The organism is Streptomyces clavifer (genome assembly GCF_036345975.1).
Taxonomy (GTDB): Bacteria; Actinomycetota; Actinomycetes; order Streptomycetales; family Streptomycetaceae; genus Streptomyces; species Streptomyces clavifer.
Map to the genome: position 1 here is coordinate 5,907,360 of NZ_CP107793.1, position 17,353 is coordinate 5,924,712.

General features: G+C 72.8%; 14 protein-coding genes. 5 read left to right on the forward strand and 9 right to left on the reverse strand.

The annotated features are described in order from the left end of the window. Positions 1 to 96: 96 nt before the first annotated feature. Positions 97 to 1,269, forward strand: coding sequence for an aminotransferase class V-fold PLP-dependent enzyme (locus OG927_RS25720; RefSeq protein ID WP_330320846.1), 1,173 nt, complete (start codon positions 97 to 99; stop codon positions 1,267 to 1,269). A gap of 16 nt (positions 1,270 to 1,285) precedes the next feature. On the opposite strand, the gene OG927_RS25725 is transcribed toward OG927_RS25720, so the two are convergent. After that, complete coding sequence (locus OG927_RS25725) at positions 1,286 to 1,477, reverse strand: DUF397 domain-containing protein (RefSeq protein ID WP_330320847.1); 192 nt, start codon at positions 1,475 to 1,477, stop codon at positions 1,286 to 1,288. Further along, entirely contained in the window at positions 1,474 to 2,325 is an 852-nt protein-coding gene (locus OG927_RS25730) for a helix-turn-helix domain-containing protein (protein WP_330320848.1), read from the reverse strand. The genes OG927_RS25725 and OG927_RS25730 overlap by 4 nt, the downstream gene beginning before the upstream one ends. Before the next feature lie 186 nt (positions 2,326 to 2,511). Between OG927_RS25730 and OG927_RS25735 the strand changes: the two genes are divergently transcribed. Continuing rightward, on the forward strand, positions 2,512 to 2,982 hold the full coding sequence (locus tag OG927_RS25735) for an ATP-binding protein (RefSeq protein ID WP_330320849.1): 471 nt from the start codon (positions 2,512 to 2,514) through the stop codon (positions 2,980 to 2,982). On the opposite strand, the gene helR is transcribed toward OG927_RS25735, so the two are convergent. The 3 genes from helR to OG927_RS25750 form a co-directional block, all read right to left on the reverse strand. Beyond that, positions 2,967 to 5,138: an RNA polymerase recycling motor ATPase HelR gene (helR, locus tag OG927_RS25740; protein ID WP_330320850.1), complete on the reverse strand. Its 2,172-nt coding sequence runs from the start codon at positions 5,136 to 5,138 to the stop codon at positions 2,967 to 2,969. The two genes, OG927_RS25735 and helR, sit on opposite strands and share 16 nt — an antisense overlap. A gap of 170 nt (positions 5,139 to 5,308) precedes the next feature. After that, a complete protein-coding gene (locus tag OG927_RS36025) occupies positions 5,309 to 5,692 on the reverse strand; it encodes a glycosyltransferase (RefSeq protein WP_408058097.1) in 384 nt (127 codons plus the stop codon). Between the two features lie 379 nt (positions 5,693 to 6,071). Then, complete coding sequence (locus OG927_RS25750) at positions 6,072 to 6,677, reverse strand: hypothetical protein (protein WP_056789649.1); 606 nt, start codon at positions 6,675 to 6,677, stop codon at positions 6,072 to 6,074. A gap of 140 nt (positions 6,678 to 6,817) precedes the next feature. Between OG927_RS25750 and OG927_RS25755 the strand changes: the two genes are divergently transcribed. After that, on the forward strand, positions 6,818 to 8,050 hold the full coding sequence (locus OG927_RS25755) for a helix-turn-helix domain-containing protein (RefSeq protein ID WP_408058098.1): 1,233 nt from the start codon (positions 6,818 to 6,820) through the stop codon (positions 8,048 to 8,050). A 436-nt stretch (positions 8,051 to 8,486) separates the two neighbouring features. On the opposite strand, the gene OG927_RS25760 is transcribed toward OG927_RS25755, so the two are convergent. After that, positions 8,487 to 10,025 (reverse strand): glycoside hydrolase family 43 protein, encoded by a 1,539-nt coding sequence (locus tag OG927_RS25760; RefSeq protein WP_056789657.1) that lies wholly within the window; start codon positions 10,023 to 10,025, stop codon positions 8,487 to 8,489. Between the two features lie 398 nt (positions 10,026 to 10,423). Between OG927_RS25760 and OG927_RS25765 the strand changes: the two genes are divergently transcribed. Continuing rightward, entirely contained in the window at positions 10,424 to 11,314 is an 891-nt protein-coding gene (locus tag OG927_RS25765; RefSeq protein WP_371613399.1) for an endo alpha-1,4 polygalactosaminidase, read from the forward strand. A gap of 62 nt (positions 11,315 to 11,376) precedes the next feature. Beyond that, positions 11,377 to 12,780, forward strand: a complete 1,404-nt coding sequence (locus tag OG927_RS25770; protein ID WP_330320851.1) for an SMI1/KNR4 family protein — start codon at positions 11,377 to 11,379, stop codon at positions 12,778 to 12,780. A gap of 140 nt (positions 12,781 to 12,920) precedes the next feature. On the opposite strand, the gene OG927_RS25775 is transcribed toward OG927_RS25770, so the two are convergent. The 3 genes from OG927_RS25775 to OG927_RS25785 are packed head-to-tail and all read right to left on the reverse strand — an operon-like array spanning position 12,921 to position 17,352. Continuing rightward, complete coding sequence (locus tag OG927_RS25775) at positions 12,921 to 15,062, reverse strand: prolyl oligopeptidase family serine peptidase (protein ID WP_330320852.1); 2,142 nt, start codon at positions 15,060 to 15,062, stop codon at positions 12,921 to 12,923. After that, positions 15,059 to 16,438, reverse strand: a complete 1,380-nt coding sequence (locus OG927_RS25780; protein WP_056789666.1) for an MFS transporter — start codon at positions 16,436 to 16,438, stop codon at positions 15,059 to 15,061. Before OG927_RS25780 ends, OG927_RS25775 begins: the two co-directional genes overlap by 4 nt. Beyond that, positions 16,435 to 17,352 carry a DUF6895 family protein gene (locus tag OG927_RS25785; protein WP_330320853.1) on the reverse strand — a complete coding sequence of 306 codons (918 nt, stop codon included), beginning with the start codon at positions 17,350 to 17,352 and terminating at the stop codon, positions 16,435 to 16,437. The genes OG927_RS25780 and OG927_RS25785 overlap by 4 nt, the downstream gene beginning before the upstream one ends. Position 17,353 lies beyond the last annotated feature (1 nt).

The window sequence follows — 17,353 nt, forward strand, 5'->3', positions numbered from 1 at the left end:
GGGCCACGCGCCAACCGTCGAACGCTGCTTTACTCGGCCGGGGAGATTCGGCGGCGCGGCCGACGAAGCCGGACGGACCGAGGAGAAGGCGCACCCATGGATATCGAAGCCCTCCGCCACGACACCCCTGGGACCGTCGGGCGGGTGCACCTCAACAACGCCGGGGCAGGCCTGATGTCCCGGCAGACGCTGCACGCGGTGACCGCGCACCTGGAGCTCGAGGCGGCCATCGGCGCTTACGAGGCGGCGGACCGGGAGCAGGAGCGGATCGACGCGACGTACGGGCACATCGCGGAGCTGGTCGGCGGGCGGGCCGACGAGGTGGCGCTCTTCGACAACTCCACCCACGCCTGGCACGCCGCGTTCCACTCCCTCGCCCTCCGCCCCGGCGACCGCATCCTGACGGGACGCGCCGAGTACGGCAGCAACGTCCTGGCCTACCTCCAGATCGCCCGGCGCACCGGCGCCGAGGTCGTCGTGGTCCCGGACGACGCCTCGGGCCGGCTGGACACCACCGCACTGGCCGCCCTCATCGACGAGCGCACCGCCCTGGTCGGCGTCAGCCACGTCCCCACGAGCGGGGGCCTCATCAACCCGGTCGCCGAGATCGGCCGGATCACCCGGGCCGCCGGCGTGCCCTTCCTCCTGGACGCCACCCAGTCCGTCGGCCAGTTCCCCGTCGACGTACGCGAGATCGGCTGCGACATGCTCACCGCCACCGGCCGCAAATTCCTGCGCGGGCCGCGGGGGACCGGGTTCCTGTGGGTCCGCAACGACATGCTGGACCGCCTCGAACCGTTCGTCGTGGAGATCGAGTCCGCGAACTGGGACGGCGGACGCGGCTTCACCTGGCAGCCGGGAGCACGGCGTTTCGCCACCTGGGAGATGGCGTACTCCAACGTCCTGGGGCTCGACTCGGCCGTGCGCCAGGCCCTCGACCTCGGCATGGACCGGATCGGCGAGCGCGCCCTCGCACTCGGCGACCACCTGCGCAGTCAACTGGACGCCCTGCCCGGTGTCACCACGCACGACCAGGGGACCGAGAGGTGCGCCATCGTGACGGCGAAGGTCGACGGCGTCCCGACCGCGGACCTCGCCGCCGCGTTGGTCCGGCGGCACGTCAACGTGAGCGCGACCGTCGCCGCGCACACGCAGTTCGACTCGGAGGTCCGCGACGTGCACCCGCTGGTACGGCTCTCCCCGCACTACTACAACACCGAGGCGGAGCTCGACCGCGCCGTCGAGGTCATCGCGGCACTCGCCCGCTGAGACCCGGCGGAGCCACTCAGACGCGCGAGTCCGCCGCCAGCACGGTGAAGGCGGACCACGCGCCGGGGGAGACCGCGAAGGGAGGCTTGCGCGTGTCCTTCGAGTCGCGGACGAGCACGGCTTCGGCGCCGATGGCGACCTCGACGCAGTTGTCACCGCCGGTACCGCTGTAGCTGCTCCTGAACCAGGCGAGTCCAGAGGTGGTCATAGCGCTCCTCGCAGTTGCTCAAGCAGGCAGACGGACGCCTCGGAGCTGAGGGCCTGCGATCGCATCTTGCCATAGCGCTGAAGCATCGAACTGACCTGCCGACCCTGCGTGGTGAGCGCACTCGTGTCGTGGCTCTCGGTGTACCCGATCCACTGGTGTGCGGGGGTCTCGCCCAGGTACATCGAGCCGTCCAGCCCGGCGTGGGCCGTCTGTCGCAACGGCATGAGCTGAATCTCCACGTTGCGTAGGCGTCCCATCGCCAGCATGTAGTCGATGAGGGACCGGGTGACGTCCGGGCCGCCCGTTTCCCTCTGCAGCAGGGCCTGTTCGACGATGAACCCGAAGGCGGTGTTCCCCTTGTCGGTGAGGAGTCGCTGACGTTCCATCCGTGCGGCTACCTGGGTTTCGAGTTGCTCGTCCGTCAAAGGCGGCAGACGACTGCTGAACACGGCGCGGATGTACGGCTCCGGCTGCAACAGACCTGGCACCACGCGGCATTCATATGCGTAGAGCGTGATCGCCTCCTCCTCGATCGCGGCCCACTGGAGGAACCAGGACGCCAGCCCCGCCTTCCGCGTCAGGCTCCCCGCCGCCGCCACCAGCACCCGGGCCGCCGTCGCTCCCAGCACCTCTTCCGAGCGGTCCAGCAGATCCCGCGGAGGGAACCGCTTGCCCTGCTCGATCTTGGCGATGTACGCCACCGAATACCGCACCAGCGGAGCGAACTGCTCCTGGGTGAGACGGGCTTCGTCGCGCAGGGCCTTGAGCACGGCCCCGAACGTCCTGAGACTGTCCGACAACTCCGGCTCACCGCATGGTCCGCCGCCCCCACCGGTGTCCGTCGCCATCGCAGCCGCCTCTCCCTGTGCCGTACCCGTTCCGTGCCGTGTGCGTCGTCCGCGCTGCGCCACGACCCGACCGGACCATGGTCACGTACGGTGACGTACCGGGTCCAGTGCGTGCACCAGTACAAGACGTTCTGTATGGGTGCCGTGCCTGCCGCCGGGCCCTTCGCCCCCCGCAGGGTGAGTCGCATGTCTCGTATCCCGCAGTCGACCGGCGCCCCGGTGCGCACCTTCGAGCAGCGCTTCTCCGCCACCCGGCGCGGAGCACGCCTCGCGCGCCTGCTGGCGGCGCTCCAGCTCGATGACTGGGGGCACCCCCGGGGTGCGGCCGTCCACGACGCCGTCACCCTCGTGGTGGCCGAGCTCGCCGCGAACGCGGTGCTGCACGGGCGCGTACCCGGCCGGGACTTCGCCCTTCTTCTGGCACGCGACGACGCCCGGGGCGTGATCCGGATCGAGGTGTCCGACACCCACCCCGCCCGGCCGGTCGGCGTCGTGCCGGCCCTCGGCGGGGACCACGGTCACGGACTGGTCCTCGTCGAGGCGCTCACCGTCGGCTGGGGTGTCCGCGAGCGCGTCGGCCCGGGCAAGACGGTCTGGGCGGAGTGCCGGGCGCGTGAGCGGAGGCAGTCACGGGCCTCCGCTCACACAGGGGTCTGATCCCGTCGGCTCGTGAGGACGACGAGCTGCCGGGTCGCGCGGGTCATCGCGACATAGCGGTCGACCGCCCCTTCGACGCCCGAGCCGAACCTCTCCGGGTCCACGAGCACGACGAGGTCGAACTCGAGCCCCTTCGACAGCCCAGGGGTGAGCGACCGGACGCGGGGCGTCGGCCGGAACGCGGGGTCGCCGATGACGCAGGCGATCCCGTCGTCGTGCGTGGCGAGCCAGGCGTCGAGGACCTGGCGCAGATCCGACGCCGGCCCGTGGACCACGGGTACTCCGCTGCTGCGGACGGAGGCGGGCACGTTGGCGTCCGGGAGCACGGCCCGGATGACCGGCTCGGCCTCGGCCATGATCTCCTGCGGCGTCCGGTAGTTGATGCTCAGGGACGTCAGCCTGATCCGGTCCAGCCCGACCCGTTCCAGCCGCTCCTGCCACGACTCCGTGAACCCGTGCCTGGCCTGGGCGCGGTCCCCGACGACGGTGAAGCTCCGGGACGGGCACCGGAGCAGCAGCATCTGCCACTCCGCGTCGGTCAGCTCCTGAGCCTCGTCCACGACGATGTGGGCGAACGGTCCGGCGAGCAGGTCCGGTTCGCCACCGGCCGGTGCGCTCGCCTCGATCAGGGTGTCCTGAAGGTCCCGTCCGCGCAGCATCCCCACCGCGCCCTCGCTCTCGTCGATCACGGTGTTCTGGAGCAGGCTGTCGATGGCGTCGGCCCTGCGCGCGCGTTCCGCGGCGACGGCCGCCTCGTTGCGGCGCCTGCGTCGCGATGCCTCGGGGTCGCCCACCCGCTGCCGTGCCGCGTCCAGGATCGGCAGATCGGACACCGTCCATGCCTGGGCGTCCTCGCGCTGCAGGCGCCGGACGTCGTCGGGACCGAGCCAGGGGGCGCACTTGCGCAGGTAGGCGGGCACCGACCACAGGTCTCCGACGAGGTCGGCCGCTTCGAGCAGCGGCCACGCGCGGTCGAAGGCCGTGAGCAGCTCGCTGTTCCGCCGGAGCGACCTGCGGATCAGGTCGGCCGGGCCGTCGCCGTCGTACTTGTCCATCAGGAGCGTGAGCAGCTCCTCCCAGACCTGGTCACGTGCCTCGTTGTGCGGAGTGCCGGGGCCCGCCGAATCGAACGCCACAGCCCAGTCGTCGGCGCTCAGCCGGAGGTCGGACCACTGGGTCGTGACCGTCATCCCCTCGGCGGGCGGCTGCTCGTAGAACCCGACGGCCGCCTCGACCGCCCCGACCAGGTCCGCGGACGACTTGAGACGTGCCACGTCCGGATCGGTCTCCGCCGCTGCCGACGCCCCCTCGGCGACGAGGTCCCGCAGGGTGCAGGTCTGTACGCCCTCCTCGCCGAGGCTGGGGAGGACATCGGCGACATAGCCCAGGTAGGGCTGGTGCGGACCGACGACCAGGACGCCGCCCCGGCGATGGCCGAGGCGCGGGTCGGAGTAGAGGAGGTAGGCCGAGCGGTGCAGGGCGACGACGGTCTTGCCCGTACCCGGACCGCCGTCGACGACGAGCGCGCCCCGGGAGCCGGCCCGGATGATGGCGTCCTGGTCGGCCTGGATGGTGCCGAGTACGTCCCGCATCCGCGGCGAGCGGTGGCCGCCGAGGCTCGCGATGAAGGCGGACTGGTCGTCGAGCGCGGCATGGCCCGCGAAGCCGTCCGAGGTGAACACCTCGTCCCAGTAGTCGCCGATCCGGCCGCGGGTCCAGCGGTATCTGCGACGGCTCGCCAGCCCCATCGGGTTGCCGTGGGTGGCCCCGAAGAACGGCTCGGCGGCGGGGGAGCGCCAGTCGAGCAGCAGCCGGCGGCCCGTGCTGTCCGTGAGGCCGAGCCGTCCGACGTACACGGGGTCGGGGTCGTCCGTGCCGACCATGTGCCCGAGGCACAGGTCCAGGCCGAAGCGGCGCAGTGCACGCAGCCGGGTGGTCAGGCGGTGGACCTCCATGTCCCGGTCCATCGCCTGCCGGCCGATGCCGCCGGGCGCCCTGCGCTCGGCGTCGAGACGATCGGTCAGTTCGGCGATCGACTGATCCAGGCACTCCGCGATGGCCGCGAAGTGCTGCTCGTCGGCGGCGATCAGCGTCGGGTCGGCCTTCGGGGCGAGGCGGTCGGGAAGGTCGAACGCGCTGGTGGTCAGGGGGCTCACGTCGTTGGCTCCGATCTGGGTCGCTCGACACCGTTGCGCGCGGCAAGGCGTGGGGACCGGCGTAACGAATCAGGTGGCCCGGCAGGCGACGCCCGCCCGGGTCCGGGTTCTCGTGTTCGGGCGCCCGGCCGGACGTTCCGGCAGGTGCGCGGGGAAGCCGGTGGCCTCGCTCAGCCGACCGCGTTGAACAGCGGCTTCTCGGCCACCGCCGCCCCGTCGGTGCGGATCGCACCGGCCACGGCGGTGGCCCGTGCGCGGACACCGGGGGTCGGAGCGGCCCCGAGGGCGGCCGGCAGGGAGGCGGTGGCCGGAACCGGGCCGTCGTGCGCCGTGCCGATGCCCGGACCGGCCACCCGGCCCGCCCCGTACGGCTGGTCAGCCGGCTGGGGCACCACCACCAGGGGCACACCGACACCGGCCGGCCGCTGCGCGGACTCCTCGTCCGGCGGCGCGCACACCCGTACCTCGGCGCCGAGTGCCCGAAGCCGCACGGCGAGCGCCACCAGTGGCTCGACGTCACCCCGCGACCCGTATGCAGACAGAAGCGCACGCATCTTTCGGATCCCCCATTTCGGCACAGCTTCCGGCCCAGGGCGACGATTCTGCGGCACGAAGGGGGCCTTGCCGCAAGGCCCCCCATGCGCTATACGTTGAGAGTGGAAAGGAGTGGGTACTCCTCTTTTCCCTCCTCCCTCCCCTCCCGCCCCCGGGCTGACCACCCGCCGCTCCCCGGGTCCTCGGGGCCGGCCCGTGGCCCACCACTGAGAGACCATCTCATTTGGCGAGTCTGCGGTAGCAGATGAAGGTGCAGGCGATGCTGGTGAAGGCCAGGAAATGGTCGCCGCCGGCGGAGCAGGTGGGCACGACAGCGGCGCGTCCGGGTTCCGGCCGCGCCGCTGTCGAGCTGTGGTCAGCCTTCGGGGAGCCCCCGGGTCAGTGGAGCTTGTTGACGGCGGTCTTCGTGGTGGTGCGGAAGGCGGTCAGCGGGGCGTCCTCGAGGTCGCCCATCTGGCCCCAGCGGACGAGGGTGACGGTGCGGCCGTCGCGGCCGACGGAGAACAGGTGGATGTCGGAGATGCCGATCTGCGGGTCGGCGGTGTCCAGGCTGTAGACCCAGGCGCCCTCCTCGACGGCGAGCTTGCCGTGGGAGGCGCTGACGGCCTGCAGGCCCGGGTTCTGCTGCTCCAGCAGGGGGCCGCAGCCGGCGAGGGCCCCGCGGAGGGTGTCGACCAGCTTCACGGCGTCGGCCTCGGTACGGGCGACGGTGGTGACTTGGACGCCGTTGGTGTCGAGCTCGGTGCTGAACTCGCGGTAGCGGGTGTTCTGCGCCGGGATCTTGTACGGGGCGCAGAGGACGCCGCCGTTCTCCGGGACGCCGGTGAAGACCTGGGTGGCGGTCCACGGCGTCGACGACGGCGGCATCTGGGAGGCGGCGAGGAAGGCGGGCTGGGCAGCGGCCTGCGCCGGGGCTGTGGCGAGGGCCGCGAGGCCCAGTGCGGCAGCGGCTGCGGTGGCGAGTGCGGTGCGGAGCTTGTTCATGGCGGTGGATCCCCCGTCGGGTCGTTCGTTCGGTCAGTGCTCAACCAGCGTGGGGCCGGCGCCCGCCGGCTGCAACGATCACGCGCCCACCAGCCGTCCCGGAACCATTCCACCCCCGCTGACGTGCAAGGACCTGAAGGATGGGACGCAGGGTCGAGGGGGATGGAATGCCGAAGGACGCCGCCGTCGAGGAGTTCGCGGGGCTCGTGCGCGCGCTGAAGGCGCGGGACGGGAGGAGTTACGAGGCGCTGGGCCGGCGGCTGAGCGTCAGCGCGTCCACCCTCCACCGCTACTGCTCGGGCGCGACCGTCCCGGAGGAGTTCGCCGTGGTCGACCGCCTCGCCCTGCTGTGCGGGGCGGACGAAAAGGAACGGCGGGCCCTGGAGGCGGCCTGGACGGAGGCGGACCGCGCCCGCCGCCGAGCGGCCTCGCCCGCGCCCATGCCTGTGCCAGCCGCGCCGGAATCGAACCCGGAACCGTCCGCGCCGGAACCGGGCCCCGGCCCCGCCCCGGACGGATCCGCGCCGGACCCGTCCGCCGCGGATCCGTCCGCGCCGGAGGCGCCCCGCGCCCGCCCCCGTCGTGGCGCCCCCGCTCCCCTCCTCGTCGCCGCCGCCGTCGCCCTCGTCGTGCTCGCCCTCGCCGCCGCCCTGCTCGGCCACCCCACCCGTACGGCTTCCGCCCCCGCTCCCGCTTCCACCGCTCCGGGGCGGACCGCGGCCCCCCTCCCCTTCACCTGGAGCATCGGTTCCCAGCTCTGGGAGGGCGGCTGCGGGCACACCTACCTCGTGAACCGGGCCCCCCGCGCGGTCGCCCCGCCGCCGGTCGCGGCCGACTCCGGTGCGTGGGCCGGGACGCACGGTGCCGTGCACGGCGGGGAGGCGCTGGTGCGGATCACGGTCCAGGGCCGGTCGCCGTCCGACGCCGTCGTCCTCCATGCCCTGCACGTGCGCGTGGTCGACCGCGCCGCGCCGCTGCCGTGGAACGCGTACCGGATGGACAACGGCTGTGGCGGCGCCGTCACCCCGCGCCACTTCACCGTGGACCTCGACCGGCCGCGCCCGCTCGCGAGGCCCGTCGACGGCCTTGACGCCTCCGGCGCCGAGGTCCGGAAGATCCCGGCCGTCTCCTTCCCGTACAAGGTCACCTCCTCCGACCCCGAGGAGCTGCTGGTCTCCGCGCGGACAGCGGGCTGCGACTGCCGCTGGTACCTGGAGCTGGAGTGGAGCGCCGGGGGCCGTACGGGGACGGTGCGGATCACGGACGGCGGGAAGCCGTTCCGCACGAGCGGGACCAGGGGGAGGCCGGCATACGTGCACGACTCCGCCGAAGGGCGCTGGATCACAGACTCGGACTCTGGACAGACCGGGTGACCGATGAGTAACTTCGAACGGGAAGGCCGTTGCCAAGGGCACCGACCTGGAGAACTACGCAAGCACCGACGCGCTGTCGAAGTTCCGTTCGGATCTGGCCCACATGAAGGAACAGCGCACCGTGATCCGGGGCGAGCTCGGACACGACGCGAAGGTGACCTCGCTCGACGCGGTCGCGAAGCTGCCGACCGCGACGATTGAGGACTGCGTCGACCTGTCGAAGTGGCAGACCATCGACACCCGCACGAACAAGGTCCTTCCCCTCCCGATGAACCAGCCGCGCCGCTACGTCGCGACGGCGACGGCGGAGAAGTGGCCGAACGGCTGGATGGTGACGGACTGCGTACCGGACCGGGCACGCACGTGCCGAGCGAAACCGTCACCGGCCGGCTCGTGCGGAAGGCCGTTGCTCCCGAGGACGAGCTGCTCCAGCTCGTCAGGCCGACCGCAGCTCGAACCAGTCGAACGCGGCGCTGCCGTGGGTGGCGTACATACCGATGACGCGGCCGGTGAAGCCCCCGGCGACCTCCGTGGTGAGGTAGCGGCCGTCCAGTTCGGCGAGGAGCTCGAATGCGCCGTCGGCCGTCTCGTATCCCAGGCGCAGGGTGTCGGGTGCGCCGACGCGCAGGCCGGGCGGGGCCGCGGGCTCCGGGGGCGTGCCGCGGACCGTGACCGTGGGCGGCAGGACATCGGTGGTGCCGATGTCGATCCGCAGGGTCACCGGGCCGGCGGGCACGCTCCGTTCGGCGACGGTCTGGCACAGCGGGCCGATCCGGGCCACGGCACGGACCACGCCGTCGGCCCGCTCCACCTGGTAGTGGTGGGCGTCGTCGAGCCGCACCGCGAGTCCGGCCCGGCCGCCCTCCCCGACGTCTGCCGACGTGCGTGCGCTGCAGTCGGGATCGCGCTGGCGCCGTCCCACGAAGAGCGAACCGGGCTGGTCGAGGCTGTCCTTGACGGCGTGCAGCACCAGGTGGTCCGGCCGCTCGTCCAGGCGGACGGCACCGGGGTCCTGCCGTCTGGCCGTCACCCAGCAGGGTGCGAGCGTGCCGGAGTCGAAGTCGTCCCGGTCCGGTTCCTGCGGCCAGGGGTGGGGCGTCAGCGCCGGAGCGGGTGCGCGCAGTTCCAGCGGGCCCGGCAGCGGCCACTCGTCCTCCCAGCGCACGGGCGCCAGGAACGTCTCCCGGCCCATGCCGTGGAACTTCGGTGTGTCCCCGCGGGGCCGGGTGCCGAGCAGCACCATCCACCACGTGCCGTCGTGCGCCTGCACCAGGTCGCCGTGGCCGGTGTTCTGCACGGGGTGGCCGGTACTCCGGTGGGACAGCACGGGGTTGTCGGGGTGCGGTTCGAACGGCCCCGGCAGGGTGCGGGACCGGGCCACCGACATGGCGTGCCCGCGCTCCGTGCCGCCTTCCGACAGCAGCAGGTACCACCAGTCGCCGACCCGGTACAGGTGCGGCCCCTCGGGATACTGCAGCCCGCTTCCCGACCACATCGCCACGGGCTCGCCCAGCAGTTCGCCCGTCTTCGGCTCGATCCGCACTCCGCGGATCCCGCCGGAGGAGAACACGCACCAGCAGGTGCCGTCCTCGTCCCACGCCAGGTCGGGGTCGATGCCCGGGATGCCGACGGGCACCGGGTCCGACCACGGCCCCGCTGGGTCCTCCGCGGTCACGAGGACGGTGTCCGCCCCGCCGACGACGGTCGTGATCATCCAGAACAGGCCGTCGTGGTACCGGAGCGTGGGCGCGTACACACCGTCCGAGGATGAGGCGGAGGTGGGCAGGTCCAGCTGCGAGGGCCGGTCCAGCGCGTGCCCGATCAGCTTCCAGTGCACCAGGTCGCGGCTGTGCCACAGCGGCACTCCGGGGACGTACTCGAAGCTGGACGTCGCCACGTAGTAGTCGTCGCCGGCGCGGCAGATGCTCGGGTCCGGGCTGAAGCCGGGTATCACGGGATTGTCGAAGAACGTCATGTCCGTCCTCAGGGATGTGACCGGCCGCGGGGGCCGGCGACGGCCGCTGCCCAGGGGCGGAAACCGGCCGTCCGGGCTTGATCGTTGAAGCGCTTCGAAACTTCCAGGCGCGCGTAGGGATGTCAACGGTTTGGGCAGAAGTCGGCATGCGGTACCTTCACCGGCCCCAGAGGTCGCATCGATGGCCCGCCCCCAGTCGAAGCGCTTCGACGTCGCTGCGCTTCCCTCGCCGCTGGACGCGGTCGCGCCTCACCGGTCCACGCTCCGCGGCGGCGCTCGCCGATCGGGGCGGGGTTCCGGCGGACGGCACGCATCGCCGGGCCCCGGCGGACCGCCCTCCGGAGGGGTGACGGAGGATGGGCGGATCCCCTTCCGGATTCATGACAGCTGGAGTACGTGTGGCCGCCCACGCCCCTTCCCCGTTCTTCCGCCGCAGGCGCGTGGTGGCCCGAGTGGCGACGAGCCTGGCCCCGGCCCTCGTGGCAGGTGTGCTGGTGGGCTGTTCCACGGCGGGCGAGGCGTCCGGAGAGTCCGCGCCCCGGCAGCGGCCGGAGTCCACCGATGTGCTCCGGCCGGAGGCCGGGATGCCCTTCGACTACCAGATCGGCGAGGGCTACACGCCGCCCGACGGGGTGCGGGCGGTGTCCCGCGACCGCGAGGACGAGCCGGTCCCCGGCCTGTACAACGTCTGTTATGTCAACGCCTTCCAGACGCAGCCCGGTGCGCTGAAGTGGTGGCAGGACACCCACCCCGCCCTCCTGCTGCGGGACGGGGACGGGGAGCTGATCATCGACGAGGGCTGGGACGAAGTCCTCCTGGACACGTCGACGGCCGCCCTGCGCACCGAGCTCGCGGAGATCGTCGGCGACTGGATCGACGGCTGTGCGGAGAGCGGCTTCCAGGCGGTGGAGCCGGACAACCTCGATTCCTTCGAACGCTCCCGGGGCAGGCTGACGGCCGAGCACAATGCCGCGTTCGCCACCACACTGGCCGACCGGGCACACGATGACGGACTGGCCATCGGGCAGAAGAACACCACCGACCTGCTCGACCGGCACGAGGCGATCGGCTTCGATTTCGCGGTGGCGGAGGAGTGCGCGCAGTTCGACGAGTGCGACGCGTACGCCGACGCCTACGACGACCGTGTCTTCGCGGTCGAGTACGAGGGCGAGGGCGACGTGGGCTTCGACGAGAGCTGTTCCACCTGGGGCGACAGGATCTCCCTCGTGCTGCGGGACCTCGCAGTGCTCCCCGCGGGCGAGAAGGGCCACGTCTTCCGGACGTGCTGAGCTCCGGGAGCCGGACGCCCGGGGTTCCTCCTGCTGTCAGTGGGCCCGCGTACGGTCTGCCCATGGTTGATCAGAGGCTCACCGTGGCACCGATGGACGACTTCGCGACCTGGGAGCCGGTGCTGCGGCTCCTGCTGGCCGAACAGCCGCAGACGCACGGTGCCCGGCCCCGCCGGGTGGCGGGACGTATCGGTCGGGGCGGTTGGAGTCTCGCTCTGACGCGACGGGTGCCGCCGCCCGGCCGAGCCGCTCAGATGGAGGACGTGCAGGAGGAGTTCGACGCGGTGGAACGGGTGCAGAGCGCGCTCGCGGACGCCGGGGTCGACGACGTCTCGTTCACGGCACGGATCCAGCCGGACGGGAGGACCGAGTTGCGCCTGCTGGGGCCCAGTTTTGCCGTGGAACCGGGCATCGGCACCCCGCACCCGGGGGCGCTCATCCTGGTCGACGGTGCCCTGCCCGAGCCCTGGCGCCGCCTCCCCGAGCCGGTACGCGGGGCGGCGCGCGCTCCCTCGGCGGACCTGGAGGTGCTGGAGCGGACGCTGCGGGAGCGGTTGCCGCACGCCGTCGGCGCCACGGAGGAGGAGATCGCCGCCGCCGAGGCACGCCTCGGCGTCGCGCTGCCCGACGAGCTCAAGGCGCTCTACCGGGTGACGCGGGCACGCTGGGAGGATCTGGGCGAAGACCACGAGGCAGCGGAACGCCAGTGCGTCGCGGTCGGCTGCGAGCTCTTCGACCTCGACAGCCTGTACATCGCCGACGCGTCGTCCCGCCACTGTCGCTGGGAGTTCGCGGCAATGGAAGCGGTCGACACCCCGCCCGACGCCAGGGTGCAAGGCCTCGTCGGCTCACCCGGCTGGATCGCCTTCGGTGACAACGGCGGCGGAGACCGGTTGGCCGTCGATCTGACACCCGGCCCCCGCGGGCACACGGGACAGGTCATCATGCTCTCCCACGAGGAGAGCGTCGGCGCGGAACTCATCGCCGACTCCCTGACCGACATGGTGCTGGGCCGGCCCTGCGCGGAGCGCGGCGGACCGCGGGGGCAGCGGCCGCCCCTCGTGGCCCGGGTCAACATCGCGAGTCTGAAGAGCGTCCGGGCCGCTGCCCACGACGGCCTGGAAGTCCTGTCCATCGGGGTCTGGGACGGTCCGCCGTTCAGCCTCGCCCCCGTGACCGGGCTGCCCCGCCTGCGCACCCTCACCGCCTACCCCGGCACGCTGGCCGACCCCCTGGAGATCACGCAGCTCACCGGACTGGAGTTCCTGCAGCTCGGCCCGGAGGAGTGGCGGGTCCTCCTGGACGCCGGAGCCGTACCGCGCAGCCTGTCGGCCGCAGCCGTCGTGGTGCACGGCGACCGGGACCCCTTGCCCGTCGTGGCACTCGTGAACGAGATCCTGGCCCTCTGGGACCGGCCCCGGATCATCCAGACCGTTCTCGAAGGCCACCTCGCACCTCCGGTGTAGCCGGCGGGGCGGGCGAAGCGTCGCACCGGACGCACCCGCACCGGCCCCCGACGACCGGTCGCGGGCGCCCGTTCGGCCCCGGACCGGGCCCCGGCGTGCGGCCGGAAGGCGTCCGCGACGGACAGCAGGTGAGGCAACCGCTACCGCACCTCGTCGTCCGGCACCGGTGCCGCGAGGCCCACGTGGGCCGCCAGGAACGCCAGGCACTCGGCCTGCAGCGCCACCACGCGGGAGGCGGCCCTGTCGCCGTGGCCCACGCCGCGCTCCAGGCGCAGCAGGACCGGTCCGGGGCCGGACGAGGCGTGCTGCAGGGCGGCGCACATCTTCCGGGCGTGCAGCGGGTCCGTCCTGGTGTCGCCGTCCGAGGCGGTCAGCAGCACCGCCGGGTACGCGGTGCCCGGGGTGACGCGGTGATAGGGGGAGTAGCCGAGGAGCGTCCGCAGCCGTGCGGGATCCCGTGCGCTGCCGTACTCGGGCACCCAGCTGGGTCCGAGTCCGGAGAGTTCGTAGCGGACCATGTCCAGGAGCGGGGACATGCACACGACGGCGGCGTACTTCTCAGGGTGCTGGGTGAGGGCCGCGCCGACCAGCAGTCCGCCGTTGGACCCGCCCATGATCGCGATCCGGCCGTCGGCCCACCCCGCCGAGACCAGATGGTCGGTGGCGGCGTCGAAGTCGTCGAAGGTGTTCTGCTTGTGCTCCCCGCTCCCGGCCCGGTGCCATTGTTCGCCCTCCTCACCGCCGCCGCGCAGCCCCGCCCAGGCGAACACCCCGCCCGCCCTGACCCAGGCCAGCACCTGGGCCCGGTAACGGGGCGACATCGTTCCGCCGAAGCCGCCGTACCCGGTGAGCAGCGTCGGGCGCGGGACATCCGGACGCCCCGTCGGGGAGATGACGAACATCCGCACCGTCGTGCCGTCCCCGGACGGGAAGTCGACCTGGCGGGTGACCGCTCCCCCCACCGTCCCGGCGTCCTGCGCACCGGGCTCCCAGGGCGTCACCCGGCACGTCCGCGCGTCGAAGTGCAGCACACGCGGCGGCGTGACGAAGTCGGTGTACGTGAACCACGCGTCGTGACTGCCGTGCGGCCCGGCCGAGAAGTCGCCGACCGCGCCCGTGCCGGGCAGCGGGACCGTGGCCAGCTGCCGGCCGTCGACCAGGTCGTGCACGGTCACCTCCGCCACCGTGCGGCGGGTCCAGGCGGCCAGGCCGAGGGGGTGCGGGAGCTCGGGGCCGGACAGGGCGACCAGATGGGTCAGGATCGCGTCGGGCCGTTCGGCGATCACCTCGCGCCAGGCACCGGGGCCCAGGTGGAGGTCGGCCGGCCGGCACGCGACGACGTGACCGCGCGGGGCACCGCGGTCGGTGCGCAGCCACACCGGGTCGTCCGGGCCGGTGCCGGGCACCGCGCACAGCCGGGTGACGGCCTCCCTGCCCTCCTGCACCGGGCGCAGCAACGGGCGGTCGAGGGGGGCCGCGGACAGGTCGGCCAGGTAGAGGTCGGTGCCGCGGCCGGTGCCGAGCGTGGCCGTGACACCGAGCCAGCGGCCGTCCGCGGTCACGGACACGCTGTAGAACTGGGTCCGGTCCCGGCCCTCGCCGAAGACCAGGGCGTCCGTGTCCGGCGCGGACCCGACCCGGTGCAGGTAGACGCGGCGGTGGTAGCGCCCCTCGCCGGGGTTCAGCCGCGGGTCCAGCTGCCTGACGTAGTAGAACGCCCCGCCCCCGGGCAGCCAGCCGATCGACGACTTCCGCATCCGGTCCACCGGCCCGTCGACGACCGTCCCGGTGGCCACGTCGATCACCCGGAGCAGCGAGTCCTCCGTGCCCCCCAGGGACACCTGGAAGGCCAGCAGGTCACCCTCCAGGGACGGTTGCCAGGCGTCGAGCACGGTGCGTCCGGACGGGTCGAGCGCGCTCGGGTCCAGCAGCACCCGCTCGGTGCCCTCCTCGCCCTCCTTCACCATCAGCACGGGATGTTCCCGGCCGCCGTCCTGCCGCAGCCGGAACACCCTGTCGCCGCGGACCTTGGGCGTCATCGCCGGTGCGATGTCGGCGAGCGCCGCCACTTCCGCCCGCCACCGCTCCAGACCCGGCAGAGCCGTCCGCCGCGCCTCGTAGAGGGCGTCCTGTTCCTCACCCCAGCGGCGTGCCTGTGTGGCCTCGGCGTCCTCGAGCCAGCGGTACGGATCGGGTACGGGCAGTCCGTGGATCTCCTCGACGAGGTCCTGCCGGACGGCGTCGGGGTACCGGTGCCGTGCCGGTCGGATGACGGAGGTCACTGGGCTCTCCCACGGGGTAGGGCGGGCTGCGGCCCGCTCGGTGCGGTGGCCGGCTCGGCGCCGGGTTCCTCGGGTGTCTCCGTACGGGGGAGGGCGGTCCAGGCGTAGACGCCGGACAGGACGACGATCAGTCCCGACATGGCGAAGATCGTGTCGACGGGGCCGAACCGCATCCCGGCCACCGAGCCACCGACGTCCCGCAGCACGGAGCTGGCGAGCCAGCCGGACAGGACGGCGGAGAGCATCGACGCCAGCTGTGTCACCGGATAGAACACCGAGACCACACGGCCCCGGTACTCGGCGGGCGCGGCGCCGAGCAGCAGCGGTGCCATCGCCGTGTTCAGCATCGTGAGCGGAACGGTGAAGACGAAGAGCATGACGACACCTCCGACGAGACCGGTCTGCCGGGAGTAGACGACCAGCAGGAGACCGCTCACCAGCAGGCCCGCCCAGGTGGTCCGGCGCGCCCCGATCCACTGCACCACACGCCCGGCGCACAGCGCGCCGGTGATGCCGCCCAGCCCCATGGCCGTACCGATGTAGCCGTAGAGGTGGGTGGGCATCTGGAGGTTGTCGGTCGCGAAGAAGACGTTGAGGGTGCTCAGGGCACCGGTCCCGAACTGGCCGATGACCGCGAGCACGATCAGCGCGACCAGGAACTTGCTGCGCCGGAAGAAGCGGAGGCCGGCCGTGAACTCCCCCAGCAGGCTGGCGGGCTGCCCGGCCTTCTTGCTGTCGGCCTGCTCGGGTGCGGCCTCGGGGCGGCCCGCCCCGATGGAGCGGATCACGACGTACGACACCGCGTACGACAGCGCGTTGAGGAGCAGCGCCCACTGGAGGCCGGCCGTGAAGAGCAGGGGGGCGGCGAGGGGAGGCCCGATGATCCAGGCCGTCTGGCCGGTGGCCTGGGCGATGCCGGCCGCCCGGGCGCGGTCGGCCTCCCCGGTCACCAGGTCGGCGATGACCGCGAAGCGCGCCGGTGTGAAGAACTGGGCGGACGCGTTGAGCAGCAGCACGGTCGCGTAGACGAGGGCCAGCCAGACCCCGATGGGAAGGGCGTGCATCGGCAGGAAGGACACGGCCGTCAGTACGGCGACCAGCGCGCCGCGGACCACCTCGGTGCGGAGCATCGTGCGGCGCTTGTCCCAGCGGTCGACGAACACACCCGCGAGCGGGCCGACGAACAGGACGGCGGCGCCCGTCGCCAGCAGGACCCCGCTGACCGCCATCGGCGCCCAGGTCTCGTCCTTCGCCAGCACGGTGGCCACCCACAGCACCAGGGTGGTGCTGAAGACGGCGTCCCCGATGGACGAGACCGCCTGCCCGAACCAGAGCCGGGTGTAGTCGCGGTTGATGAGTACCAGACGAGGTGTCATGACGGCCTTCCCGACGAGACGATCAGGGCCATCAGGGCGGTCACCAGGGTCGTGTGGTAGGCCCTGCGGAAGAACTCCCCGGCCGTATCCGATTCCCCGGCCCTGAGCGCGGCCGACCGGCCGGGTATCGAGCCGTCGGACAGCTGGGCCTTCGCCAGGCACTCCAAGGCCGCCACTCCCGAGGGTGTGCGCAGCGGATCGGTCCCCAGGATGAACTGGGTGAGGACGAGCTCCGCGGCCAGGTCCCACCGGTCGTGCGCGACGCTGTGGTCCAGCATGCGGCGGACGAGGTCCCCTGCGCGCGCCCCGGCTTCGTCCGTCAGACCGGGGTCGGTCCGGCCGAAGTCGCCGAGATAGAAGGCGGTGTGCGTCAGCGCGTACGCCTGCGGGGTCGTGAGCGGCCCCTCGTCGTCGGGCGCCGGAGGGTGGTCCGCGACGAGCGGGCTGAGCGGGACGAGCGCGGCGTACGGCTCGATGGTGTGGCGGACACCGGCCTTGTCCGCGTAGTGGCGGATCTCGATGCGCTGGTAGGCGGACTTCCCGCGCGGCGACAGGAAACCGGGGTCCACGCGTGCGAGCGCGGCCGACCGGCACGAGGTGCCGTCGGCCCCGTCGGGTGCGAGTGCCGCGCAGATCAGCCCGTACGTGGCGGCGTGCCCGGGGTGGGCGTCGAAGAGCTCCGGGAAGTCCGGACGCCGCGAGAGCGTGCGGACGAGGGCCGTCGCCCCGGCCGTCCGCCCGGGGCCGCCGTCCAGGCGCGACGCGCAGTGGCACAGCAGCGCCAGTTCCAGTGCGGCCTTCGCCTTCGTGTGCGTCGCCGACGGGGCGCTCGACGAGTACGGGTCGAAGTGGTCCAGGCTCCCGCCCAGCCAGTCGAGCGCGCCGTCGGAGAGCTGGTCGAGAGTGGAGGGCATG